Below are 22,237 nucleotides of genomic sequence, written 5' to 3'. Positions count from 1 at the left end.
ACGGTCATCCCAGAAGCCGCATCGACGATCTCATGCCCTGGAACTTTGCGGCCGCGTCAAGCCGCGCCGCGTAGGGGATCGCCGAGGCGCTTACGACCAGTTCGCAGCCTGCTTGACCCCGGTGTGCGAAATTGAGCCATCTACCCAAGCCGTGAGCTACGCCACAGGACTCAGGGTCAGGCCTAATGGCCAGTAGATGACGATTGCAGCAAGGATGACCTTGGAACAGCGATCATACGGTAATCCCCCGATCTCAGGGGGCTGGCGGTCGCCGACATCTACTCCTCCGGGTAGGTCAAAGTGCGGGTCTCGAGCATCCAGAGCAAGACGCAGCGACCAGTACGCTTCGAGGGCCGGGAAGGAACGTGCAAATCGATCCTTCGATGGATGGAGGAGCCGCTGATGAGTGGCTTCGAATTCCTCTGGCTAAGCCGGAAGTGCTACGCGGTCCCAGCCCATCATTCGTAGCTGTCGATCCGATCCGCGAAGATGTGATAGCCGATTTCCGCAATCTCCGTAGATTGCAGCCGAGCGCTCAAGCGCCCGGAAACCCAGACGGCATCCCACAGATTGGTCGAGCGCCAGGGTTTGTCGGTGGTGACAAAGACCAATTGGTTCGGTGGTGGTGGCGGTACGTGGATGCAGGCACCGACATAGGGAACGAGGATGAAACCGGTTACGCCTTCTGCACCGATGTCCATCGGGATGATGTATCCCGGCAGCTTGACGAATGCACCGTCAAGGGCGCTGTTCAGCCTCGTCGCGTTTTCATCAAAAACGGGAAGCCAGGTGTCATTCTGCTCATCCACTTCACCCTCGCCGAGGATCTCGGCATAGGGCACCCCGGGCGGTATCAGGTCTTCCCACGTGATCTCGCGGAACGGAGAGGCGATCCCCTCCCTGGGCAGAAGGCCGCTGATACCTGTCGCGAGTACGAAGCGCCGGCGGTCAATTCGAAAAGCGTTCATCATATCCTCACCATCATTCCATCGGCGAGCGACAGGCGGTAGGCCCGCAACGCCGGAAGCAGACACACAAATGCGGCAGCAGCGACCAAACCTGCGAGAATTGAAGCCTCCCGAAGTGTCGGCGGCCCGATCGGCATCCAGATGCCGAAGGTGGCATCGAGCCATGGCTGCGCGGCGGCAAGCCCGAGGTAAAGCAGCCCGAGTCCAACCACCGTGCCGGCCACGGCCATCAGTGTCGCTTCAAGCGCCAGAAGACCGAAGATGGTCACGGGACCGGCCCCCATGGCGCGCCAGATCGCCATTTCGCGCCGCCGTTCGTCGAGGCTGGCGAGTATCATCGCCATCATGACGATCAACGCGGTCACCACGACCATCGCGGACACGCCGATCAGCGCCGTCTCTGCCACACCGACGATCTGCCAGAGTTCCTGCAGCGCGACGCCCGGCAGGATCGCCATCAAGGGTTCCTCGGGATATTCGTTGATCCAGCGATGGAGGCCGAAGATTTGCAAACGCGATTTCACCCCGACAAGCGCGGCGGAGATCGCGGTGGGTGTCAGGTCCATCTCGCGGATGACCTCGGCCGGCGTGACCTGCCCGGCCCTCGCCCCGCTCTGCCAGTCAACGTGAAGCGCCTCGATCGCTTCCAGGCTGACGATCACGGTCCGGTCCACGGGCGTGCCGGTCCTGGCGACGATGCCGGCGACACGGAACGGTTGATCCTGATGGTCGGTGAAGGATGCAAGCCCGTGCGACAGGATGATCGGGTCGCCGATGGCGTAGCCCAAGCTCGCCGCGACCTCGGCCCCGATGACGGCATCGTAGAGGCTTTCCAACCCGTGTCCCGCCGCAAGGCCCAGCGATCTGCCTCCGCGATACTTGTAGTGTTCAAAGAACACCGGCGTCGTCCCCATGACGCGAAACTGACGATGGCTGTCACCCAGCGAGATCGGAACGATCCACTCTACCTCGGGGCGCGCGGCGATATCCTGATAGCTTTTCCAAGTGACGTTGTTGGTGGCGTTGCCAATGCGGAACACGGAGTAAAGCAGAAGCTGGACCGAGCCGGAGCGCGCGCCCACGATAAGGTCCGTGCCCGAAATCGTGTCCGCGAAACTCGCCCGCGCACCGGTGCGAACCTTCTCGACGCCGAGAAACAGGGCAACGGAGAGAGCGATGGCCAGCACCGTCATCCCAACCGTGAGGGCGCGCGCCATAAGCGACTGGGTGGCGAGACGCAGGATCATGCTGCGACCCTGGCCGTCGTCACGATGTCTTCGATCCGGACCACGTGGTCGAAGAACTGCCCGAGCCGCTCGTCATGACTGACCATGAGAAGCGACGATCCTGCCTCGGCCACCTGCGCGAAGAGAAGGTCCAGGAAGCTATCTTGCGTCGCGGTGTCGAGTGCCGAGGTCGGTTCGTCGGCGACGATCAAGGAGGGCGCACCGATCAGCGCGCGGGCGACCGCGACACGCTGCTGCTGGCCGACGCTGAGCCGCCCCGCCGTCTTTCGCATCACGCCATCCGGCAAGCCGAGCGCCCCACACAGCCGCGCTGCCTCTTTGGGCCCGTTCCGGGCGCGGGCGCGCCGTTTCGGTGCAAACCGCAGGGGCAGCAGGATGTTGTCTGCAACCCGGGCATAGGTCAGCAGGTTGAATTGCTGGAAGATAATCCCGATGCGCTCGGCACGGAGACGATCGCGCTCCCCCGCCCGAAGCCCGCCGAGGTCAATTCCACCGACAGCGATCCTTCCGCGGGTAGGGACGACGATGCCGCAAACCAGGGACAGGAGCGTGGACTTTCCCGATCCGCTGGCCCCCAGCAGCAACACGCTTTCGCCGGCCGCCAAACGGAAGGATGGACAGGACAGTGAAAACCCGTCCCGCCCGGGCCAGGCGAAGGACACGTCGCTGAGTGCAAGCGCGGACTCGGTCATGCTCCGTCCAGTGTCAACTTGGAGGACCCGCGTGTCACCACGGCAATCCCTGCCCCTGCCGCAGTGACGTATTCGACCTTGATTTCCTTGGCGTTGAGGAAGTTTTGGAAGAACGGAAAATCGACGGTCGTCAGCGTCCCCGGAGCCACGCATTCGAAATGATAATGCGCCTCGAACCCGCTGTGTGCGCCGTCGACTTCCTCGTCTTCGTGGCCGTGATCATCATCAGGGGTTTGGCCTTCGCCGCGAAGCGCAGCCTCGGCATCCTCGACTGTACATTCGGCGGCGGGATCGAGCACCAAGACCGAACCGGCATCCGAAAGCCGGCCGATAGCGGCGGCGACCGCCGCCTTGTCCTTCTTGCTTGTGGCTTCATGCTCGAAGCCCACGATATCTGCGCCCGGTGCATGCAGGCGGATCTCGACCTTGTCGCCCTCGGTGGCGATCTGCACCTCTGTGACGCCATGTACATGTGCATCGAGCCGGCGGGTCTCCTCTGCCAGAAGTGGCGAAACGACGGCTGACAGTGGGACGGCAAGGCCGAAGAGTTTCAAGGTTCTCATTGCCCGGTTCTCCTCGGTTTCCGTGGTTGAATACGGCACGCACACGCGCAGTCCCGCAGCTCTGTATGGCCGATCGCCCCCGCGTGCCCGGTGTCAGGCAAGGGATGCGATCCGATCCAGTGTCCAGAACGCGGCAATGAATCCTATTGCCACCCCGACCACCAGGCCGCCGGTTCTGGCCGGGATCCTGACGATCCGAACGAGCAGGGCCATGGTGACGGTCAAGGCGAACAGCACGATGATCTGGCCGATTTCCACCCCGAGATTGAAGCCGAACAGCGCCGAGAGCCGCTCGTTGGCCGGCAGTCCGATTTCTCCGAGAACGCTGGCGAAGCCAAGCCCGTGGATCAGGCCGATCCCGGCCAGCAACGATGTGTGGCGACGGTCGAAGCGCCGTCCCAGGACCACGTCGCGGGCAAGATAGACCACCGACAGGGCGATCACCGCCTCCATCGGTCCGGTAGGGACGCGAACGAGGTCCAATGCAGCCAGGCCCAAGGTCAGTGAATGGCCGATGGTGAAGGCCGTGGCCAGACGAACCAGTGTCCATCCGCTCGCCAATACCGCAAGGCACACGAGCAGGGCGATGTGATCCAGCCCGATCAGGATATGCTCGATACCCAAGGCGGTGTAGTCGGCAAGAACGGTCCAGAATGACAGCGTTTCGTCAACCGGGTCATTCAGCGCGATCAGGATGCCGTCCTGTCCGGCGTTGACGAGACGGCTCGTCGGTTGCCCGTCTGGCCCCGCTTGCGTGACCATTGCGGCCTGCAATGACCACGGCAGCGTCAGCTCGCTCGGCATGGCGTTGTCGGAACAGGAAATCGCCCACTGTACCAGTTGATTGTTCCCCGGCGCGTTGCGGGTGATCCCGGGCTGGGCCGTGCAAGCGGAGGGCAGGACCGGGGACGGGGCATCGACTGTGGCCGACAGTTTTGCACGCAGTTGGAGCGTACCGGGCCCTGTCCGATCCAGTTCGACCTGCGCCAGGCCAAGATCATGGGCACGGAGAGGACCGGAGAACAGGCCGAGTGCGACAAGCAGGGCGAAAACCGTTCTCATGGCCGCTGTCCTGTCTTACCCGCCTCGGGGCGGAGCCCGGCGACCTCCTGCACGGCGCGCAGCGGGGCATCCGCCAGCCCGACACGATAATGTCGCCGCATCTCGGCAAGTTGGGCATCATAGGTCCTGCGACGGTAATCGGTTTCCCAGTCTTCCAGCAAACGCCGCTGAACTTCGCGTTCCGGCAACGGCTTTGGGTCGTGAAACGCGGTCACGCGCACGATATGCCAGCCCCGGGCGGACTTGACGGGACCCGACCAGATGCCCGGTTCGAGCGCGCGGAGATCGCGAACGAAGCCATGCCCCAAAAGCGTCAGCAATTGCGAGTCCGTATAGCCCTCGAGCTGACGCCCCAGCCAGAACCGGTCGCCTGCTTCCGGCGGAATCTCCGCACCATCCTGCAGGTCGCGCAGCAGCGCCTGTGCAGGTGTTGCGTCGCCCGTGAAGAACACATGCTCGAAACTGACGGTGCGCGGAAAGAGATAACGGTCCGGTCGCGCGCTGCGCAGGCGTTCCAGGTCCTGCCTGGACGGAGCCGGCGCTTTCTTGGCCATCAGGAAGTGCATCTGGTCGATCAGCCGCTTCCGCGTCTTCGGATCGTGCATGAAGAGGCCAAGCCTGACCGCTTCGCGCACCAGTACCTCCTGATCCGCCAGATTCTGCACGATCCGGTCCTGTTCCTGCTCTGTCAGACTGCGGCCCAGCACGGCCTCGCGATTCTCGATCATCAGCGCGACGGAGTCGGGCGACAGTAGGATCGTCTCCTGTTCGGGCTCGGCGACGAGGGCGTTAAAGCCGAAGATCGCCACCGCTGCCGCTGCGAACCCGACAAGGGGTTCGCGGACGACACGCCGAAGCAGTTCCGGCCGGGCGCGGGAGTCGTGGTTGGTCCTCCCCTTCATTTGCCGTCATCCACGATGTCGGGGTGCAGGTAGTTGTCCGGCAGGTTGTGCTTGGCCATTGCTATGCCGTTCAGGCATTGACGCAGGATTGCCTTTGAGTTCTGAACCGAAATGTAACCCGGGTCTCGCTCGGGCCGCAGTTCCACGATCTCCATGCCGACCAGGTTGTTTTCTGCGCAGATCCGGCGCACCAGCGGCAGCGCCTCGCGCATGTACATCCCGCCGGGCTCGGGCGTCGATGTGCCGGGGATGAAGGCAGGGTCGACCACATCGATGTCAAAGCTCAGAAAGAGTGGCTTGCCATTTGCCCTGGCTTCGGCCAGCACGTCATCCATCACCGCTTGCCAGCCGCGACGTTCGACCTCGGCCATCATGTGATAGCGCAGGCCCGACTCGCGATTCCAGGCGACCCCGTTCAGATCGGTCGAATTCGGGCCACGCAGGCCAATCTGAATGATGTCCTCGCCGTTGATGAAACCCTCTTCAACCAGCCGACGCACCGGGTTTCCGTGGGTGTTGTACACGCCAAAACCCACCGGCGCCTGATCGGCATGAGCGTCGAAATGGATGATCTGCAGATTTCCCTTGCCGTAAACGTCGGTCAGACCGGCGGCATCGGGGTACATCAGCACATGGCCGCCGCCGATGATGATTGGGATCGTTCGGTTGCCGTTTTCCAACTCAATTCCGGCGACTTCGGCCACGAATTTCCGCACTTCTGGGATCGAGATTTCCATGCTCAGCGGATGTACCGGGGCGTTGCCATAGTCGACGACGTTCAACTCGTCGAGCGCGGCGAGGCCGGAATCCAGCTCGGGCATGTGAAAGCCCCAGTTGTGGTAGACCTCGGATTTCATCGGTGCGCGCATTTCCATCGGTCCGTAGGACTGAACGCGCATTCCGTTGTACATCTCGGCCCCGAAAATGGCGATGTCCACCTCGCCCGCTTTCAGATCCTCCGGGGTAAGGGCAACGGGCATATGGAAGAAGGTCGGCATTCCCTGCCAGGGAAAGCCACCCCGCAGCCGTTGAATGTTGATCGGACCCGGCTCGCGACCTTTGGACAGATCATCGCGCAGCAGTTTCCAGACATCGTAGCTCGGGTCGTCCTTGTTCATCCGGATAAGCGGTTCTTCCCCGTCCTGGATCGGCGCCTGTTCGTCGGGCTCGTCAAGAGACATAACCTGGGCCAGCGTCGCGCATGGAAGCAGGGCGGCCAGCGCCGCGGAGCCAAGAAGGGTTCTTAAGGTCATCGGAATCTCCAATTCCTGAGGCTCAATAAAACTGAACGAGTTCGGCCACGACGCGGTCGACAATTCCGGCCATCAGCTGGTCGGCATCCTCGGCGCAGGCGTCGCCGATCTGGTCGGCGAATTCGGCCTGGATTTCATCGGTTTCCTGATCGGTCAGATCGAGCTTCAGAAAGTCGATGCCGCGATTGTTCAGCGATACGGCGACCATTAGGCCGACCGTATCGAGGAGCTTGTCCTCGGACTGGCCGAACTGTTCGACGATAGTATTGCAGGTCAGGTGCAGGTGGCCCTGCGCCTCGGCGAGGATGGACTCGGTCTCGGCATCCTGCGCACCGGCCGTAGACGCCGCGCAAACCGCCGCGAGGATGGAAAAAGTCTTGCGGATCATCGGGTTTCTCCTCAACGCTTGCGCCGGTTTTTCTTTACGCCGCCGGCGATGGCACCGACGATGGCGCCGTTGCGGGCGCCCTTCTTGCCGCCGACCAGGGCACCGACCCCGGCCCCGATGACGGCGCCCTTGAGCGCATCGGCCCGGGCCGGAGAAGGTGCGAGGGCCAGCGACAGCCCGACGATCGCAACCGCCGCCGTCGCATGGGTGAATGCCTTGATCATGGTAGGGTCCTTTTCGGGTTCAGAGGGCGAGGCGCAGCCGCAGGCCGAACACGACCTCGGAACTTGCGGTGCTGTTGGTCGGGTCGAAGACGACCTGCAGGTCGGGTGTGATCTGCAGGTAGGGGGTGATCTGTGCGTTGTAGAACAACTCGATGCCGCGCTCGTCGCGCAGGGCTTGGTTCGTCGGATCGCCCCACCAGCCTCCCAGGCCAATGCGGTCATGAGTGAACCCGAAGGGCTTCTTGACCTGGAATCCCACGGCCGCGCGACGGCGGAAATCGCGAAACGTCGCATCGGCCTGCGCGTAGCGAGCAAAGGCGCCAATACGTGCACCGATGTCCTGATCCGCACTGAACGACCAGGTTTCCATTCTCGGGAAAGTGGCGTTCGCCTCGTCCAGCGACCATGTCAGGCGATAGATTCCGTCGCCCAAGCCCGGTATCCGCGGCGTCAAGGCCGCCTCGACTACGTATCCGCGATTACCCGCGGACCACGCGTCAGTCGAAAGACCCAGTTCCGTGTCGGGCGCGCGCACCAGCGCGGAAACCCGCCAAAGATCCGTGCGGTACTCGGCAAATAAGCCCAACCCAAGAAGCGCGGTGTATGGCACCACCGGGTTGTTACCCAGCATCGGCGAAAAGAACATCTCGCTGTCGCCATTGGCATAGCGATTGAGATTGACCAGGGTTCTCAACGCCAGCTTGCCTGCCTGAAACCGCCAGCGCTCATTCGGCGCAACATATTCGACGGCGAGCATCTGAAGGATCTGGTTGGACGTATCTGGACCTGAAGTGCCCCCGTTGAGTGGTGACAGAACGCCCAGATCGGCCTGGAAACGCCCGGCGGTCCGCCCGGCGAGGGAGTTTGCGAACTGGCCCCAGACATTGAGAGACAGCGACCCGGGCGCTGAACGAAAGAACTCCTGCCGGGCGATCAGGTTCAGCTCGTTGTCGTAAACCTCGGCGCCATCGCCCCATTGGTTGATCATGCGATCTTCGATGAGGAAGGAGAACCCGTGCTTATCCTGCAGGCTGGATTTCCAATCGGAGTAAGCTTCGAAGGCACGATCGAAAACGCCGAACGAAACATAGCCGTCTCTTTCACCGGGAGCTTCGAAAAGACCCGAAATCTCTCCGTATTCAAACCCGTTCCCAGGCGCTTCATCAGCTTGCACCAATTGCCAGGACGCCGCTGTCAGCAGCGCGGCGCCGCAGTTCGCAACGCCCCATAGCCTGAGATCGGATTGGAGTTTGACCAAAACGGGAAGAAACATGGATTTCTACCCCAGCCTCGTTAGTTGAAATCGAGACTGACGCTAAAGCTGCAACTCCCTTCGCATAAGTTAGCAACGGTTACAGAACCCGAAATGGAAAGCGTCAAGCGCGACGCTCAGGCCAGCCGCAGGCCGGCATCCTTCAGTCCGCGAAACAGGTAAGCGTGTTCGTTTTCCCTTGGAAAGACGCCCAGGATCATCCGTTTCAGCGACATCCGGCAGTCGGGAAGCTGGTGCCGGATACGCTCGACGCTTCGTGCCGCGCGTTTCAGGTCGCCCATCTCGGCCAGCACCGCGGTGTGAAACACATGCAGCCAGAAGATGTTGGGAAAGAGCGAGCCTGCCAGCCGGCGCTCGGCCTCATGGATCTCGCTCCAACGGATCATCGGTATGATTTCGGCGAATTCCTTCATGAAGAACGGCGTGTCGTCTTCAAGATCGGAACTGCACAGCAACGGCCGATACTGGCCTTCGGTGTCCGAGACAGCGACCAGCATCCGCGTCATGTGGGTCAGAGATGTCGGCGCCGGGTTTGCAAGCGTCGTGGCCCCGGTGTGCAAAGCAGCTTCGATCAGGCCGGCGTTCAGACGGTTGTAGGCCAGCGCGATCCGACAGGTCAGATCGCTGGGATCCTCGGCAATCGCATTCTCGGCCATCTCGAGACAACGCAGTGCGTCACTGCGGCTGTCGCTGCCCTGTAACCAGCCATGCACCCTCGCGATTTCAGCGTGCAGCGCCTTGACCGGAGGCGCCGCATGCCCGGACCGCGCCATATGCTCCAATCCCGCAAGAACCTCTGGTATTTGCTCGATGCGCTGGGTTGCCATGAATCGGTATGCGGACAAAAGAACCGCCAAGGCCTGGTTGTCGAACCGGTTTGCAGCCAGGACAGGCACGGCACCGAGGATTGGATCAGAGAGGATATTTGCCGTGCCGCGAGCGATTTTCTGCGCGAGCCGCGTCGGACTGAAGTCGGGAGCGAAGGCCTGACGTTGCGAGTGCACGATCTCGCCTGTATCCGACTGCGAGACTTCGACGAGAACCCGATATTGAGCCTCGGTGCGATACCCGGTGACGTGCAGTGCCAGATGAGATCTTTCGTCTGCCACCATTTTCTGCCATTCGGCCGCGTTCTCCGCGACCCGAACGGGAAATCTGGCGACACCTGAACGCGACAGTGGCGATGCGAAGCAAAGAACACGCAGCTCTCTCGCGGCAAGCTCTGCAACCTCGTGCGGAAGTTCGGGACCACATTCAAAACCGGTAAAAACGGACACGCATGCGGTTTTGCCCAAAGCCATTTCCGGCACCACCGGGCCAAAAGAAACCGCCTCGGGGCGGTAACTTCCCTTTGGAATGATGATCTGAGTATGCTCGTTCTGCCCGTTGCGGGCATGGTGCAACTCAAGCGCCTTTCGCAACCGTCCCACTTCGATGCGGACATGGGCATCCACCTGGGGATCGAAATCCGATCCCAATCGCATCACGTCCTGTGCAATCTCGGTTTGAGTGACCTTGTCGCCGGATGCCGCGCGCTTGCCCAGATACGTCAACAGGGCTTTCAGGCGGTCGGACGCCTCAAAGCGCGGGTCGCATGCCAAAGCACCTGTCAAGGCGTCGATGGCGCCGTTGTTCGATGTATCCTTAGCCCGGCTCATTCGTTTCTGGTCCTGAGTTTCCGCATTCCCGGCATCAAGAACACGACCACAAGGTTAGCAACTTTTTCTGCAAACTGGCGAAGTTTATCGATGAAACCGGAACACGCCACGAAAGCCGATGCGGCATGACGCTGCGCCGCCTGCGCAAGCAAGGGATCAGGAATGTCGAACGGCAGAGACATGTTCAAGGGGGCCACGAACAATCCGGCCTATGAGCCGCGGTATTCCGAGATAGCAACGTTCATGCGGTGCCCGCACAAACCGGATCTCAAAGATGTCGACATCGCCATCGTCGGCATACCCTTCGACGAAGCGACCGGTACTCGTCCCGGCGCACGGTTCGGCCCTCGAGCATTGCGCGACGCCTCGATCATGACGCGCCAGATCCACCATGTTACCCGTTTCAATCCCTACGACTCCTGCCGCGTGGCCGATGGCGGCGACATTCGGTTCAACCACATCCATAATGTCGAAGGCTGCCACACGGACATCACCAGCTACGTGGCGGGGCTCGTCGAGCGCGGCATAACCCCGCTGTTTGCCGGGGGCGACCATTCGGTCACCTATCCTATCGTTCGGGCCATCGGTGCTGAACGACCCGTCGCGATCGTTCATTTCGATGCCCATTCCGATACCGTTGGCGAGGTCCGCGGCTCGAAGTTCCACCATGGGTGCCCGTTCTACCTCGGTGTCGAAGAGGGTTTCATGGTGCCCGAAAAGATCATCCAGATCGGCATCCGCGGCACGCAGAACTTCGCCGACCAATGGGATTATCCCAAGGACAAGGGGTTTCGCGTCGTCTTCATCGAAGAGGTCTACGAGCTGGGCATCCAAGGCGTGATCGACGAGATCCACCGCGTCGTGGGCGACATGCCGGTCTATCTCAGCTTCGACATCGACGCCATCGACCCGGCCTTCGCACCGGGAACTGGGACGCCCGAAATCGGTGGGCTTCTGTCCCGCGAGGCGCAGCAGATCCTGCGCGGCTGTCGCGGGCTCGACATTGTCGGCGCCGATCTGGTGGAGGTCTCTCCACAGTGGGATCCGTCCGACTCGACGGCCCTGATCGGGGCCACCCTGATGTACGAAATCCTGTGTTTGCTGGCCGAAGCTCGGCTGGCTCGCGTGTCAAGAGGAAGCGCGCCATGATACGGCACATCGTGATGTTCAACTGGAAGCCGGGAACCGACCCGGCCGTCGTCGACCAGGTCAGCGCAGGGTTCGCAAAAATGTGTGAAGCGATTCCGCACGTCCAGTCCATGTCCTGGGGACCGGATCAAGGATTGGCAGAGGCCAATTTCGACTATGCCATGACCGCCGATTTCGCCAGCGTCGAGGATTGGAATAGCTATCAGGCCCATGCCGAGCATGTCGCGTTCTTTCAGAAGTTCGGCGCCCATGCGGCCGAAGCGGCACGCGTCCAGATCGAAATATGACCAGCTGCAACAAGCGGCCGGCACCACAACAGAGAGGAAATCACCAATGCTGACGAAAGCCCTGCCGCATTCGTTTCGCGGACGCCTTGTCGTCGCCGCGGCGGCCCTGCTCCTGACGCTTCCGGTCGCGCCTTCCGCGGCTCTTGCCGACGGAACCCTGACGATCGGGCGCCCGGCCGATGTTTCCGCGATGAGCGTATTCTCGCACTCCACGATCGAAGACGAGATCGTTCATCCGATGCTGTTCGACACTCTGGTCTACGGCTCGAAGGACGATCCCGGCTACGTTCCGGGGCTGGCTGAAAGCTGGGACTTCGACTCGGCATCGAACAGCTATGTGTTCAAACTTCGCGCCAACGCGGCCTTTTCCGATGGCAGCCCGGTCACTGCCGCCGATGTGGTCTATTCACTGAGCGCGGCCAAGGAAAAGTCGCAGAACTACAAGGGCATGCTGGCCGGCATGACTGCGGCCGAGGCAGTCGACGATCACACCGTCAAGGTCACTCTGGCGGGCCCCGACAACATCTTCATGTCGGGCCTGATCTGGGTCTACGTCCTGCCCGAGAACATGAACGGCAAGGACGCGGATGCCTTCTTTGCCGAACCGCTCGCCTCGGGGCCGTTCGCGCTGGACGCATGGACGCCGGGATCGTCCATGTCGCTGGTCAGGAACCCGCATTACTGGAATGCCGCCGAGACCGGTCTTGACCGTGTCGATATGAAGATCATCCAGGGCGACAACGAGCGTCTTGCCGCCTTCCAGTCGGGCGACATCGACATCTACGAAAACGTCCGCTTCGATTTCATCGACCAGATTCCCGAGGCCCAGCGCCACATCGTCAGTCCAACCGCTCGAACGATGTTCCTCTTCACCAACAACTACAAACCGCCCTTCGACTCCATCGAGGCGCGCAAGGCACTGTCCTACGCGGTGGACCGCGACGCGATCGGTGAAGCATTGTGGCCCGGACTTTCGGTGCCGGTGCAGGGCATGCTGATGCCCGGCACCACCGGCGCGGTGCCTGCCGATGCCGGATCCTGGGATTTCGACCTTGAAACCGCCGAGGCTGCCTTGGCAGCATCGCCGACCCCCAAGCCCGAGATCACGCTGAGCGCGGCCTATATCCGCGGCGTGGACGAGGTGCTCGTGCAAGCCGTCCAGGCGCAACTGCAGGATGCCGGCTTTCAGGTGACCCTGAACGTGTCCGATTTCAACACGATCCTCGGGCAGGTTCTGAACGGCGAGTTCGATGTCTGGCTGCTTGGCAACACCACCTTTGGCACCACCGTCGCTGAAATGTTCGCCTTCTACGGGGGCGCCTTTGGCCCGCTGGGCGGTTGGGATCTCGATGCCCTCGGCGGCGCGCTCGAAAAATACCTGGTGGCACCGGATGCGGCCGGTCGCGAAGCCGCCGTGCGCGATTTCGAGAACATGATGCGCGAAACCTTTACGGCTGTGCCCATCGGGCATCCCGATACGGTCTTTGCCATCGCGGATGGGGTCGAAGGCTTCGAGACGCTGCCGACTACCGCCTACCGTCTGGACCGCATCAGCGTGAACCGCTGACTCCCGCCAGTGAATCCCCGGGTCGTTACACGGTCGGCCCGGGGCGACCCTAATTGAACCGGTTCAGGCAGCACTCATGACCCGCTCGCGATACATCCTCAAACGGCTGCTTCAGACGATCCCCCTCATTGCCGGCATCATGGTGCTGGTGATGCTGCTCTTGCATGTCGTGCCGGGCGATCCCGCACGGGCCATCGGCGGGATGGCCGCAAGCGACGAAACTGTGGAACAGATCCGCGAGGAACTTGGTCTGAATCGATCCTTCGTCGCGCAGTACATCGCCTATGTCGGCAACGCGTTGCAGGGTGATCTGGGGATCTCGACCCGCTCGCGCCAGCCCGTGACCGAAATCATCGGCGAACGGCTCGCGCCGACCCTGTGGCTGCTCACTGCCGGTATGATCCTGAGCATTGTGCTGGCCTCGGCTGTCTCGGTTCTCGCCGCCCGCAACAAAGACAGGGCAGCGGACTATGCCCTGGGCGGCCTGACCGTGATCGGGCTCAGCATGCCTGCCTACTGGGTCGGCATCATGCTGCTTCTGCTGGTCGCGTTGCCGACCGGCGCGTTTCCCATTTCGGGCTTTGGCAAGGGGTTCTGGGGCCATCTGAATGCCATCATCCTGCCGGCGCTGACCTTCGCCATCGCCATCTCGCCGGTGATGATCCGGGCGCTGCGCGCGAAACTCGTGGCACTCTACCGCAACGACTTCGTGATGATGTCCCGCGCGGTCGGGCTGAGCGAAAGCACGATCCTTGCCCGACACCTGTCCCGGCACGCGGCGCTGGTGCTGATCACGATGGTTTCCGTTCAGGTCGGCCCGATGATCTTCGTCGGCGTGGTGATCGAAAAGACCTTCGCCCTGCCGGGGCTCGGCCAGGCGCTGGTGAACGCGGTCGCGCAACGGGACTTCCCGGTGGTGCAGGGCATCACCCTGACGACTGCGCTGTTCGTGACCTTTGTCCATCTGGGCGCCGATATTTTCACCTCCTTCGTCAATCCGCGCACGGTGCTGGAATGATGGCCCGCATCGCCCAGCGCGCGCGACGCGGCGCCCGGCCGCTTCCGATGAAGGCGCGCATCGGCCTGACGATACTTGCGGCCTATATCCTGGCCGGAATCTTCGGGCCGATGCTGTTGCCTTTCGATCCCGACAAGACCGACATCCTGCGCCGCCTGAAACCGCCCAGCAACGTGCACTGGCTTGGCACCGACCAGTTGGGCCGCGATTTCCTGACCCGGCTTGTGGTGGCGATCCGGGTGGACCTGCCCATAGCGTTCGCCGCTGCGTTCTTCCCGATGGTGATCGGAACGGCTCTGGGGGCGATTGCCGGTTACTACGGCAAGCTCGCCGATACGGTCGTATCGCGCGCGGCGGACCTTGTGCAGGCCTTTCCGGTCTATGTCTTCCTGCTAGTCCTCGTCTTCGCCCTCGGAGCCGGAGCGACCAGCTTCATCGTCGCCGCCACGGTGATCGCCTGGGTCGGCTATGCGCGGCTCGCGCGAGGCGAGGTCATGCGCCTGAAATCGCTCGAATTTGTGGAGGCGGCGCGCGTCACCGGCCTGCCCGAGCGCGTGATCCTCACCACCCATGTTCTGCCCAACGCCCTGCCGCAAACGCTGATCTATTACATGTCCGACGTTGTGCTGATGGTGCTGGTGCTCAGTTCGCTGTCCTTTCTCGGCGTCGGCATTCAGCCGCCCACGGCGGAATGGGGGCGCATGATCGCCGAAGGACAGCCCTTCCTGCGCAGCCACTGGTGGCTCGCCGCGGCGCCCGGGCTGATGCTGATGGTGTTCGGAACCGGCCTGTCGCTGCTGGCGGACGGTCTGGACGACTGGTTGCGGTCATGAACTCACTGTTCGACATATCCGGGCTGCGGATCGATCTGGATGCACATGGCGATCGGTTGTCGCCGGTCGGACCGGTGGACCTGACACTGGCCAAGGACGAATGCCTGGGCATCGTGGGCGAATCCGGATCGGGCAAGAGCCTGACGCTCAAGGCATTGCTGGGGCTGCTGCCCGACGGGCTGTCGATGGGTGCCGGGCAAATCCGCATCGAAAAGGGCGGCGATCTGGTTGCCTGCCAGCCCGAGCGCTTGCGCGGCCATCGCGTCGGGCTGATCTCGCAGGAGCCAGGCGCGGCCCTTGATCCGCTGATGCGGGTCGGCGGCCTGATCGCCGAGGTCGTTCAAAGACATGCCGGTTGCTCGCGAACCGAAGCCGCCGCCAGGGCCGTCGACCTCATGCGTCAGGTCGGCATCCCCGACCCCGAGCGGCGCGCGCGTTTCTGGCCGCATGAGCTTTCCGGCGGTCTGAAACAGCGCATCGTCATCGCGATGGCGCTGGCCTGCGACAGCGACATCCTGCTCTGCGACGAACCGACGACCGCGCTGGACGTGACCATCCAGGCCCAGATCATCCGGCTGCTGCGCGACCTGCGGGACAAACGCAGCCTGAGCCTGATCTTCGTCACCCATGACCTGGCCCTGATCCACGAGATCGCCGACCGTGTCGCGGTGATGTATGCCGGCCTGATCGTCGAAACCGGACCGACCGAGGCGGTCTTTGCCGATCCGCGCCACCCCTATACCCGCGCCCTTCTTGCCGCGATCCCGGACATGGACAGCCCGGATGCTGACCTCCAGCCCATCGCCGGAGCCCCCCCGGCCGCCACCGAGTTTGGCGAGGGATGCCGGTTCGCGCCGCGGTGCCGGATGTCGAGTGCGGCTTGCGTCGCCGGCCAGCCGGAACTGGAACCTACCGGCGCCGGAACACAGGTCGCCTGCGTCAACTGGCGCCGGTCCGAGAAAGACGCGCCATGACCGGCTGGCTGGAAATCCGCGACCTCAGTGTCGATTTCCCGGTGGGCGGCACACGGCGCAACCCGGTCCTGCTGCACGCGCTGCGCTCGGTCGACATTTCGGTGCCGCGCGGGTCGGTTTTCGGGATTGTGGGCGAATCCGGGTGCGGCAAGTCCACCCTGGCACGGGTCGTCGGTGGCTTAACTGATCCGACCTCGGGCGAGGTTTCGCTGGAAGGCCAAACGCTCGGTGCCGAGCGGCACGGCGCGGACCGACGGCGCATCCAGATGGTGTTCCAGGATCCCGGCGCCTCGCTGAACCCGGCCATGAGTGTCCGCCGCATGCTCACACAGCTCCTGCGCCATCATCGGCTGGTGCCGGACGATCAGATCGACGCGCGCCTGGCCGAGTTGATGGCGATGGTGAACATGCCGCGTCCCACGCTCGACCGCCACCCGCGCGCGTTGTCGGGGGGGCAGCGCCAGCGCATCGCCATCGCCCGGGCGCTGGCGCTGGAGCCCGAGATACTGATCGCCGACGAACCCACCTCGGCGCTGGACGTGTCGGTGCAGGCCTCGGTGCTGAACCTGCTGCGCGGCTTGGTGCGCGATCTCGGCATGACGATGATCTTCATCAGCCACGACCTCGCGACCGTGCGCCATATCTGCGACGAGGTGGCGGTGATGTATCTGGGCCGGATCGTCGAACGCGCGCCGACCGGCGATCTCTTCACCGCGCCGCGCCATCCCTATACCGGTGCCCTGATGAGCGCGGTCCCCCGCATCGGGGCACCCGCGCGACGCCGGATCGTCCCGCTCGATGCGGAACAACCCAGCCCCATGGCGCCCATCGAAGGATGTGCCTTCCACAACCGCTGTCCCTTGGCTGTGGCGGAGTGCGCCGCGCACCGCCCCCCGTTGAACGGGACCGGTCACGCATGGGCCTGTCACAACCCCCTTGACCCCGAACCCGAGGAAGACGGCAATGCAGCACGGTAGTCCCGGCAATCGCTCCGAAGCGCGGATGGACAATGCGGCAGCCGCCGATCTGACCGCCTGGCGGATCTCGACCGGGCGCGTGTCGGCCATGGCGGCGACGGCCGGCTATCCCCTTGTTCAGGGCGCCGGATCCGGTGTCCGCATCGCGGACCTGGACGGAAACCAGTTCATCGATTGCCGATGTGCCGGCGGTATCTTCAATCTCGGCCACCGACCGCCGGAAATCGCCGCGCTGATCCGCGACGCCGTGGTGAATTACGATCTGGGCGACTGGATGTTGCTGTCGGGGGTCCGGGCGCGGGCGGCGGATGCGATTGCCCGGGCCGCACCCGCAGGTCTGGACCATGTCCAGTTTGCTGTGACCGGTAGCGAAGCCGTTGAAGTGGCTTGCAAATTTGCGCGCGGAGCCACCGGGCGGACCAGGATCGTCTCGATGCAGAACGCCTATCACGGCTTTTCCGGCTTTGCGCTGGGGGCCGCACCCGAGGCCATGCGGGCGACGTATGGCCCGACTGTGCCGGACATGGTGCAGGTGCCGCATGGCGATCTGGAGGCCGCCCGCGCCGCAGTCGGCGCCGATACGGCGGCGGTGCTGCTCGAGGTCGTGCAGGGATCGGGCGGGATCATCCTGCCCCCCGACGGCTATATGCAAGGGCTGCGCGACCTTTGCGACGCGACCGGCGCAATGCTGATCCTTGACGAGGTGCAATGCGGCATGGGCCGGACCGGCCGGCTGTTTTCATTCGAACATTGGGGCGTGGTGCCTGAAATGGTGGTGATCGCCAAGGCGCTTGGCGGGGCCTATTACCCGGTGTCGGCCTGCCTCTATGGCGCGCGGGTATATGATTATGCCTGCGAGCATCCGATGGTGCACCCGTCCACCTTTTCCGGCTCGGAACTGGGATGCCTTGTGGCAGAACGCGCGATCGGGATGCTGTCCGACCCGGCTCTCCTGACCAATGTCGTCGCGCGCGGCGCGCAATTGGCCGCAGGCTATGCGCGGATCAAGCACACCGCGCCCGATGTCGTCACCGACTATCGCCAGATCGGGTTGTTCACCGGGCTGGACACGCCGGACGCCGAAACCGGCGCGGCCCTGCGCCACGCCGCTGTACGCAACGGGCTTGTCGCCTTTACCGCGCCATTCCGACCGCGGTGCCTGCAGGTCTGGCCGCCCCTCATCATCACCGAAAATGAAACCTCAGAGCTGATCGACCGGCTTGAACAGGCCGTTCGTGACGTGGCTGCCGGGAATTGACCGAACCTGCCACCCAGGTTCTGCAAGGGAGAGACAAGATGGACCTTTCAAAGACACTGGACGGCAAGATCACCGGTGGTCACATGCTGGCCCGCGCCATGGCCGCGAAGGGCGTGAAGCGCGTCTTCGCGCTTTGCGGCGGCTTCATCAACCCGCTGTTCATGGGCTGCGAGGCCTACGGCATCGAGGTGATCGGCTGCCGCAACGAGCTGGAGGCCGGGTTCATGGCCACGGCCCATGCGCGCATCACCCGCGAACCGGCAGTCTGCATCGCCGAGCCGAGCGGCTTCACCAACTATATCTCCGCCGTGGCCGAGGCCTATTATGCCGGCGATCCGGTGATCTTCATCTCGGCCTCTTCCAACAGCCACAATTTCGACAATGCGGGCTTCAAGGAAATGCCCCAGCACGAGGTTGTGCGCTCGATGACCCGCTACGCCATCGAGGTCAATGAAGGTCAGCGCATCGGCTGGTTCTTCGACAAGGCCTGGGACATCGCGATCAACGCCCCCACGGGGCCGGTGCAACTGGCGGTCCCGACGAATTTCCTGTTCTCGGGCCAGTTCGCCGCCGAACCCGTCGATACGGCGCGCCGCTTCGATGCGGCCCGAAGCAAGGTGCACAAGACGCTGTGCGCGCAGGAAGATATCGACCTCGTGGCCAGGCTGCTTTCCGAGGCGGAAAAGCCGGTGGTCATCGCCGGGCCGGGCGTTTGGTATTCGCGCAGCGAAAACGAGTTGCAGGACTACCTGCTGGAACACAACATCCCGGCGTTCTTCCCGCTGACCCATGTAAAGTCGCTCACGCTCGGGCATCCGATGAACATGGGGCTGGTCGATGTTCATCAGAACCCGGCCTCGCTGGCCATCGGGCAGCAGGCGGACCTGGTGCTGCTCCTGGGCGGGCGGCTGGACTTCCCGCTGAACTTCGGCGAGGCCCCCTTGTTCAGGAAGGACCAGACGGTCGTGGCGGTCAATGCCACCCCGCGCGAGCTTTCGGACAACATGCTGGTCGAACACCGCGTATGTTCGGATACCAGCGAGCTGTTCAAGGCGCTGAGCCGGCACGCACTCAAACCCAAGGGCGACCCGGCCTGGCCGGAGGCGATCCGCGCGGCCCGCGCCGAAGGGTTCGCGACATATGATGACGACCTCAAATCCGAAACTGCGCCAGTCCATCCTTTGCGGGTCTGCATGGAGGCCATCGACTCTCTCACCGAGAACGACATCATCGTCATCGACGGCGGCGACATCGCCTCGTGGTTCGAAGTGGCGCTTGGCAAATCGAGCCTTGCCGGCAAGAAGCTGCGCGGCGTGATCGCGCCCGGACCCTGGGAACAGATGGGGACCGGCCCGGCCTTTGCCACGGCGATCAAGATAGCCTGTCCCGAGGCGCGGGTGCTTCTGGTGACCGGGGACGGGTCGCTCGGCCTCGCCCCCGGCCTCACGCCGCTCGAAACCTCGCTCGACGTTGGTGCGGATGTCACAGTCATGGTCGCCAACAACGGCCAGTGGGGCATGATCCAGGAGCAGCAAAAGGCCATGTGGGGCCGCGTCGTTGCCACCGATCTGCGCGACATCGACTATGCCGACATTTTTGCCGGCAACGGCGCCTACACCGAAACGGTGATAAACCCCGGCGACATCGGCGCCGCCATCCACCGCGCAGTAATCAACAACGAAGGCCGATCGGCACTCATTGACGTGAAAACTCTCAGCGCGCGGTCGCCCATCACGCAAGGTCTGGTCGACATGCGTGTGCGTACGGCCATCGAATAATCAGGAGACAGGAACATGACCATTCAGAACATGCAGATGCCGGACCACCTGTGGCGCCCGATCACGCAGCATTCCACCCTGTCCGGCATCACGCCACCAAGGATGGTCAAGGGCGAAGGTGTTTGGCTGACCGACGACAAGGGCAACCGCTTCATCGACTCGCTGGCCGGGCTGTGGACCGTGAATGTCGGCTATGGCCGCAAGGAGATCGCCGCCGTGGCCGCAGAGCAGATGGAGCAGCTCGCCTATCTGGCGCCGATGATGACATCGGATCCGGTGGTGGATTTTGCCGAGAAACTGCAAACCATGCTGGGCTTCGAGGCGCATGTCTATTTCTCGGTCAGCGGGTCGGAGGCCAACGAGACCGCCATCAAGATGGCCCGCCAGTATCATCTACAGAACGGTAAGCAGGGCGAGAACCGGTTCAAGATCATCTCGCGCTATCGCGGCTATCACGGCAATACACTGGGCGCGATGACCGCCACCGGCCAGGCCGAGCGCAAGATGGGCTACGAGCCCGGCGCGCCCGGCTTCGTTCATGTCATGCCGCCCTATCCCTATCGGCGCCACGAGAAACTGACGGTCGAGGAACACGGGGCAGAAATGCTGACCCTGCTGGAGGAAACCATCATTCACGAGGGTGCCCAGACCGTCGCCGCCGTGCTGATGGAACCGATGATCACCGGCGGGGGCGTTCTGGTGCCGCCCGACAACTACGTCAAGGGCGTGCGCGAGATCTGCGACCGCTATGGCGTGTTGCTGATCTTTGACGAAGTTGTCAGCGGCTTCGGCCGGCTCGGCCAGATGTTCGGCCACCGGATCTGGGGCACCGAAGCGGATATCTTCACCTTCGCCAAGGGGTTGGCCAGCGGCTATATGCCCATCGCCGCCACGGTGGCCAAGAAGCACATCTTCGACGGGTTCCTGGGCGAGCCAGGCGAGATGAAGCATTTTCGCCAGGTGAACACCTTTGGCGGCCATACCGTGGCCTGCGCTGTTGGCCTGAAGAACGTGCAGATCATCGAAGACGAGGATTTGCCAGCCAACGGCCAGCGCATGGGCGATTACTTCCGCAGCCGCATCCGGGAAGAGCTGGGCGATCATCCGCTGGTGGGTGAGGTTCGTGGCATGGGCCTGCTGACAGGAATTGAAATGGTGTCAGACCGGTCAGCCAAGACCCCGCTGAGCGAGGACCGGCTGAACGTTCTGACAAGGACGGCCATCGCCAACGGCATCATCCTGGGCCGCAACAGCAATACGATTCCGGGCCGATGCAACGTGCTTCTGATCGCTCCGCCGCTGGTCGTCAACGAAGAGGAAACCGACCGGATTGTCGCCGCAATCAAGGCCGGGGTGGAGGCCTGCTGAAGAAGCGGACCTTGATACCGAACGGTGCGAATGTCGGCTCTCCGCCCGTTCCTATCGAAGCCGTTTGCGGGCGCGGCTAAGACTGAACACATGCAGCATACGGCACACGGGTCTACGAAGCAGTGGGGAATATTTTCTTCGCACTTGAGAGCTTCGGCCAATCTCCCTTGCATCCGAGGGCACAGCCCGTCTTTGAACTCGACTAAAGGAAACGCGCCAGCCTCCAGCCGCCGGGTCTCGCGCCTTCTCTGAAGAGGCGCCAGACACGGCGGCAGCAACGAAAACGGTCCTCCGACCCTCGCTGACCCCCGGGACGAAACCCGGGTTCGATGAAACCAAGGAGGGTCCATGTTTCACGCGAAGATAAATCCAGGCGCGAATGTTCGCGCTATTCCGACCGGTGAACTTGCGCTGCGCGCGTTTTTCTCCGAACACGAAGAGCCGCTCGGCGATACAGCCGTCCTGCTCGCGGGCCTGCGAGGTGCACGGTTGGTCAACGCCATCCGTGACGGCCTCGACCAGCCCGGGCGGATTACGCGCCGCTTGCAGCGCCTGCTCCTCGAGCTGCGCCGCATCCTGCTCCTGGATCATGTTCATGATGATGACTGGGACGACATGGACGGCGCCGCGATGCTGGAGCCCGACGATCCCGTCGTCCGTGAAATATGCCTCCTCGCCGATGGTCTGGACGAGGCTCTGCGCGACGCCGGGATCGTCCTCATCTTGGACGAGTGATTAACCTGATGCTCACCTCTCGCCGCCTTCCGGCCGCGCTGCTGTTTTCGAGAGCGCGGCCGG

Annotated in this window: 22 protein-coding genes; 11 read left to right on the top strand and 11 right to left on the bottom strand. The window is 63.1% G+C overall.

The annotated features are described in order from the left end of the window. Positions 1-458: 458 nt before the first annotated feature. From BMX57_RS18385 to BMX57_RS18335, 11 genes are all read right to left on the bottom strand, one after another. The gene (locus BMX57_RS18385) at positions 459-971 is read right to left on the bottom strand and encodes a DUF3299 domain-containing protein (protein WP_373283116.1); all 513 of its coding nucleotides are present in this window, start codon (positions 969-971) and stop codon (positions 459-461) included. Beyond that, positions 968-2,215 carry an ABC transporter permease gene (locus BMX57_RS18380; RefSeq protein ID WP_092370779.1) on the bottom strand — a complete coding sequence of 416 codons (1,248 nt, stop codon included), beginning with the start codon at positions 2,213-2,215 and terminating at the stop codon, positions 968-970. Before BMX57_RS18380 ends, BMX57_RS18385 begins: the two co-directional genes overlap by 4 nt. After that, a complete protein-coding gene (locus BMX57_RS18375; RefSeq protein ID WP_092370776.1) occupies positions 2,212-2,907 on the bottom strand; it encodes an ABC transporter ATP-binding protein in 696 nt (231 codons plus the stop codon). Before BMX57_RS18375 ends, BMX57_RS18380 begins: the two co-directional genes overlap by 4 nt. Continuing rightward, positions 2,904-3,470, bottom strand: coding sequence for a ZrgA family zinc uptake protein (locus BMX57_RS18370; protein WP_092370773.1), 567 nt, complete (start codon positions 3,468-3,470; stop codon positions 2,904-2,906). The genes BMX57_RS18375 and BMX57_RS18370 overlap by 4 nt, the downstream gene beginning before the upstream one ends. Positions 3,471-3,563: 93 nt before the next feature. After that, positions 3,564-4,532 (bottom strand): HupE/UreJ family protein, encoded by a 969-nt coding sequence (locus BMX57_RS18365; protein ID WP_092370770.1) that lies wholly within the window; start codon positions 4,530-4,532, stop codon positions 3,564-3,566. Next, a complete protein-coding gene (locus BMX57_RS18360; protein ID WP_092370767.1) occupies positions 4,529-5,434 on the bottom strand; it encodes a peptidyl-prolyl cis-trans isomerase in 906 nt (301 codons plus the stop codon). The genes BMX57_RS18365 and BMX57_RS18360 overlap by 4 nt, the downstream gene beginning before the upstream one ends. Then, positions 5,431-6,750: an agmatinase family protein gene (locus tag BMX57_RS18355; protein WP_218142438.1), complete on the bottom strand. Its 1,320-nt coding sequence runs from the start codon at positions 6,748-6,750 to the stop codon at positions 5,431-5,433. Before BMX57_RS18355 ends, BMX57_RS18360 begins: the two co-directional genes overlap by 4 nt. Continuing rightward, entirely contained in the window at positions 6,710-7,075 is a 366-nt protein-coding gene (locus BMX57_RS18350; protein WP_092370764.1) for a hypothetical protein, read from the bottom strand. Before BMX57_RS18350 ends, BMX57_RS18355 begins: the two co-directional genes overlap by 41 nt. 11 nt (positions 7,076-7,086) lie before the next feature. Further along, positions 7,087-7,299, bottom strand: coding sequence for a YMGG-like glycine zipper-containing protein (locus BMX57_RS18345; protein WP_092370761.1), 213 nt, complete (start codon positions 7,297-7,299; stop codon positions 7,087-7,089). Between the two features lie 19 nt (positions 7,300-7,318). Next, complete coding sequence (locus BMX57_RS18340) at positions 7,319-8,572, bottom strand: carbohydrate porin (RefSeq protein WP_092370758.1); 1,254 nt, start codon at positions 8,570-8,572, stop codon at positions 7,319-7,321. Positions 8,573-8,688: 116 nt separating this feature from the next. Further along, positions 8,689-10,230, bottom strand: coding sequence for a hypothetical protein (locus BMX57_RS18335; protein WP_092370755.1), 1,542 nt, complete (start codon positions 10,228-10,230; stop codon positions 8,689-8,691). A 162-nt stretch (positions 10,231-10,392) separates the two neighbouring features. On the opposite strand from BMX57_RS18335, the gene speB reads away from it, so the two are divergent. From speB to BMX57_RS18275, 11 genes are all read left to right on the top strand, one after another. Further along, the gene (gene speB, locus BMX57_RS18325; protein WP_218142437.1) at positions 10,393-11,379 is read left to right on the top strand and encodes an agmatinase; all 987 of its coding nucleotides are present in this window, start codon (positions 10,393-10,395) and stop codon (positions 11,377-11,379) included. Further along, complete coding sequence (locus BMX57_RS18320; RefSeq protein ID WP_092370746.1) at positions 11,376-11,666, top strand: Dabb family protein; 291 nt, start codon at positions 11,376-11,378, stop codon at positions 11,664-11,666. Before speB ends, BMX57_RS18320 begins: the two co-directional genes overlap by 4 nt. 46 nt (positions 11,667-11,712) lie before the next feature. Further along, positions 11,713-13,233: an ABC transporter substrate-binding protein gene (locus BMX57_RS18315; protein WP_177175498.1), complete on the top strand. Its 1,521-nt coding sequence runs from the start codon at positions 11,713-11,715 to the stop codon at positions 13,231-13,233. Positions 13,234-13,309: 76 nt separating this feature from the next. After that, positions 13,310-14,251 carry an ABC transporter permease gene (locus BMX57_RS18310; RefSeq protein WP_092370741.1) on the top strand — a complete coding sequence of 314 codons (942 nt, stop codon included), beginning with the start codon at positions 13,310-13,312 and terminating at the stop codon, positions 14,249-14,251. Further along, complete coding sequence (locus tag BMX57_RS18305) at positions 14,248-15,084, top strand: ABC transporter permease (RefSeq protein ID WP_092370738.1); 837 nt, start codon at positions 14,248-14,250, stop codon at positions 15,082-15,084. Before BMX57_RS18310 ends, BMX57_RS18305 begins: the two co-directional genes overlap by 4 nt. After that, on the top strand, positions 15,081-16,058 hold the full coding sequence (locus BMX57_RS18300) for an ABC transporter ATP-binding protein (RefSeq protein ID WP_092370736.1): 978 nt from the start codon (positions 15,081-15,083) through the stop codon (positions 16,056-16,058). The genes BMX57_RS18305 and BMX57_RS18300 overlap by 4 nt, the downstream gene beginning before the upstream one ends. Continuing rightward, on the top strand, positions 16,055-17,035 hold the full coding sequence (locus tag BMX57_RS18295) for an ABC transporter ATP-binding protein (protein WP_092370733.1): 981 nt from the start codon (positions 16,055-16,057) through the stop codon (positions 17,033-17,035). The genes BMX57_RS18300 and BMX57_RS18295 overlap by 4 nt, the downstream gene beginning before the upstream one ends. Next, a complete protein-coding gene (locus tag BMX57_RS18290) occupies positions 17,022-18,293 on the top strand; it encodes a class-III pyridoxal-phosphate-dependent aminotransferase (protein WP_092370730.1) in 1,272 nt (423 codons plus the stop codon). The genes BMX57_RS18295 and BMX57_RS18290 overlap by 14 nt, the downstream gene beginning before the upstream one ends. Before the next feature lie 38 nt (positions 18,294-18,331). Further along, entirely contained in the window at positions 18,332-20,071 is a 1,740-nt protein-coding gene (locus BMX57_RS18285) for a thiamine pyrophosphate-binding protein (RefSeq protein ID WP_092370727.1), read from the top strand. A gap of 15 nt (positions 20,072-20,086) precedes the next feature. Then, the gene (locus BMX57_RS18280) at positions 20,087-21,439 is read left to right on the top strand and encodes an aminotransferase (RefSeq protein ID WP_092370724.1); all 1,353 of its coding nucleotides are present in this window, start codon (positions 20,087-20,089) and stop codon (positions 21,437-21,439) included. A 348-nt stretch (positions 21,440-21,787) separates the two neighbouring features. Next, complete coding sequence (locus BMX57_RS18275) at positions 21,788-22,174, top strand: hypothetical protein (protein ID WP_092370721.1); 387 nt, start codon at positions 21,788-21,790, stop codon at positions 22,172-22,174. Positions 22,175-22,237: the final 63 nt, after the last annotated feature.

The sequence above is a fragment of the Cribrihabitans marinus genome, from assembly GCF_900109035.1.
GTDB lineage: Bacteria > Pseudomonadota > Alphaproteobacteria > Rhodobacterales > Rhodobacteraceae > Cribrihabitans > Cribrihabitans marinus.
Note: the sequence above shows the minus strand (reverse complement) of the source record. Positions and strands in the feature narration are given on the sequence as shown.

Excerpts from the sequence above, each read along its gene's own strand:
- BMX57_RS18275 (WP_092370721.1), top strand. The coding sequence starts at position 21,788 with ATGTTTCACGCGAAGATAAATCCAGGCGCGAATGTTCGCGCTATTCCG.
- BMX57_RS18285 (WP_092370727.1), top strand. The coding sequence starts at position 18,332 with ATGGACCTTTCAAAGACACTGGACGGCAAGATCACCGGTGGTCACATG.
- BMX57_RS18310 (WP_092370741.1), top strand. The coding sequence starts at position 13,310 with ATGACCCGCTCGCGATACATCCTCAAACGGCTGCTTCAGACGATCCCC.
- BMX57_RS18350 (WP_092370764.1), bottom strand. The coding sequence starts at position 7,075 with ATGATCCGCAAGACTTTTTCCATCCTCGCGGCGGTTTGCGCGGCGTCT.
- BMX57_RS18300 (WP_092370736.1), top strand. The coding sequence starts at position 15,081 with ATGAACTCACTGTTCGACATATCCGGGCTGCGGATCGATCTGGATGCA.
- BMX57_RS18370 (WP_092370773.1), bottom strand. The coding sequence starts at position 3,470 with ATGAGAACCTTGAAACTCTTCGGCCTTGCCGTCCCACTGTCAGCCGTC.
- BMX57_RS18290 (WP_092370730.1), top strand. The coding sequence starts at position 17,022 with ATGCAGCACGGTAGTCCCGGCAATCGCTCCGAAGCGCGGATGGACAAT.
- BMX57_RS18340 (WP_092370758.1), bottom strand. The coding sequence starts at position 8,572 with ATGTTTCTTCCCGTTTTGGTCAAACTCCAATCCGATCTCAGGCTATGG.
- BMX57_RS18315 (WP_177175498.1), top strand. The coding sequence starts at position 11,713 with ATGCTGACGAAAGCCCTGCCGCATTCGTTTCGCGGACGCCTTGTCGTC.
- BMX57_RS18295 (WP_092370733.1), top strand. The coding sequence starts at position 16,055 with ATGACCGGCTGGCTGGAAATCCGCGACCTCAGTGTCGATTTCCCGGTG.
- BMX57_RS18345 (WP_092370761.1), bottom strand. The coding sequence starts at position 7,299 with ATGATCAAGGCATTCACCCATGCGACGGCGGCGGTTGCGATCGTCGGG.
- speB (WP_218142437.1), top strand. The coding sequence starts at position 10,393 with ATGTCGAACGGCAGAGACATGTTCAAGGGGGCCACGAACAATCCGGCC.
- BMX57_RS18320 (WP_092370746.1), top strand. The coding sequence starts at position 11,376 with ATGATACGGCACATCGTGATGTTCAACTGGAAGCCGGGAACCGACCCG.
- BMX57_RS18335 (WP_092370755.1), bottom strand. The coding sequence starts at position 10,230 with ATGAGCCGGGCTAAGGATACATCGAACAACGGCGCCATCGACGCCTTG.
- BMX57_RS18280 (WP_092370724.1), top strand. The coding sequence starts at position 20,087 with ATGACCATTCAGAACATGCAGATGCCGGACCACCTGTGGCGCCCGATC.
- BMX57_RS18385 (WP_373283116.1), bottom strand. The coding sequence starts at position 971 with ATGATGAACGCTTTTCGAATTGACCGCCGGCGCTTCGTACTCGCGACA.
- BMX57_RS18375 (WP_092370776.1), bottom strand. The coding sequence starts at position 2,907 with ATGACCGAGTCCGCGCTTGCACTCAGCGACGTGTCCTTCGCCTGGCCC.
- BMX57_RS18365 (WP_092370770.1), bottom strand. The coding sequence starts at position 4,532 with ATGAGAACGGTTTTCGCCCTGCTTGTCGCACTCGGCCTGTTCTCCGGT.
- BMX57_RS18360 (WP_092370767.1), bottom strand. The coding sequence starts at position 5,434 with ATGAAGGGGAGGACCAACCACGACTCCCGCGCCCGGCCGGAACTGCTT.
- BMX57_RS18380 (WP_092370779.1), bottom strand. The coding sequence starts at position 2,215 with ATGATCCTGCGTCTCGCCACCCAGTCGCTTATGGCGCGCGCCCTCACG.
- BMX57_RS18305 (WP_092370738.1), top strand. The coding sequence starts at position 14,248 with ATGATGGCCCGCATCGCCCAGCGCGCGCGACGCGGCGCCCGGCCGCTT.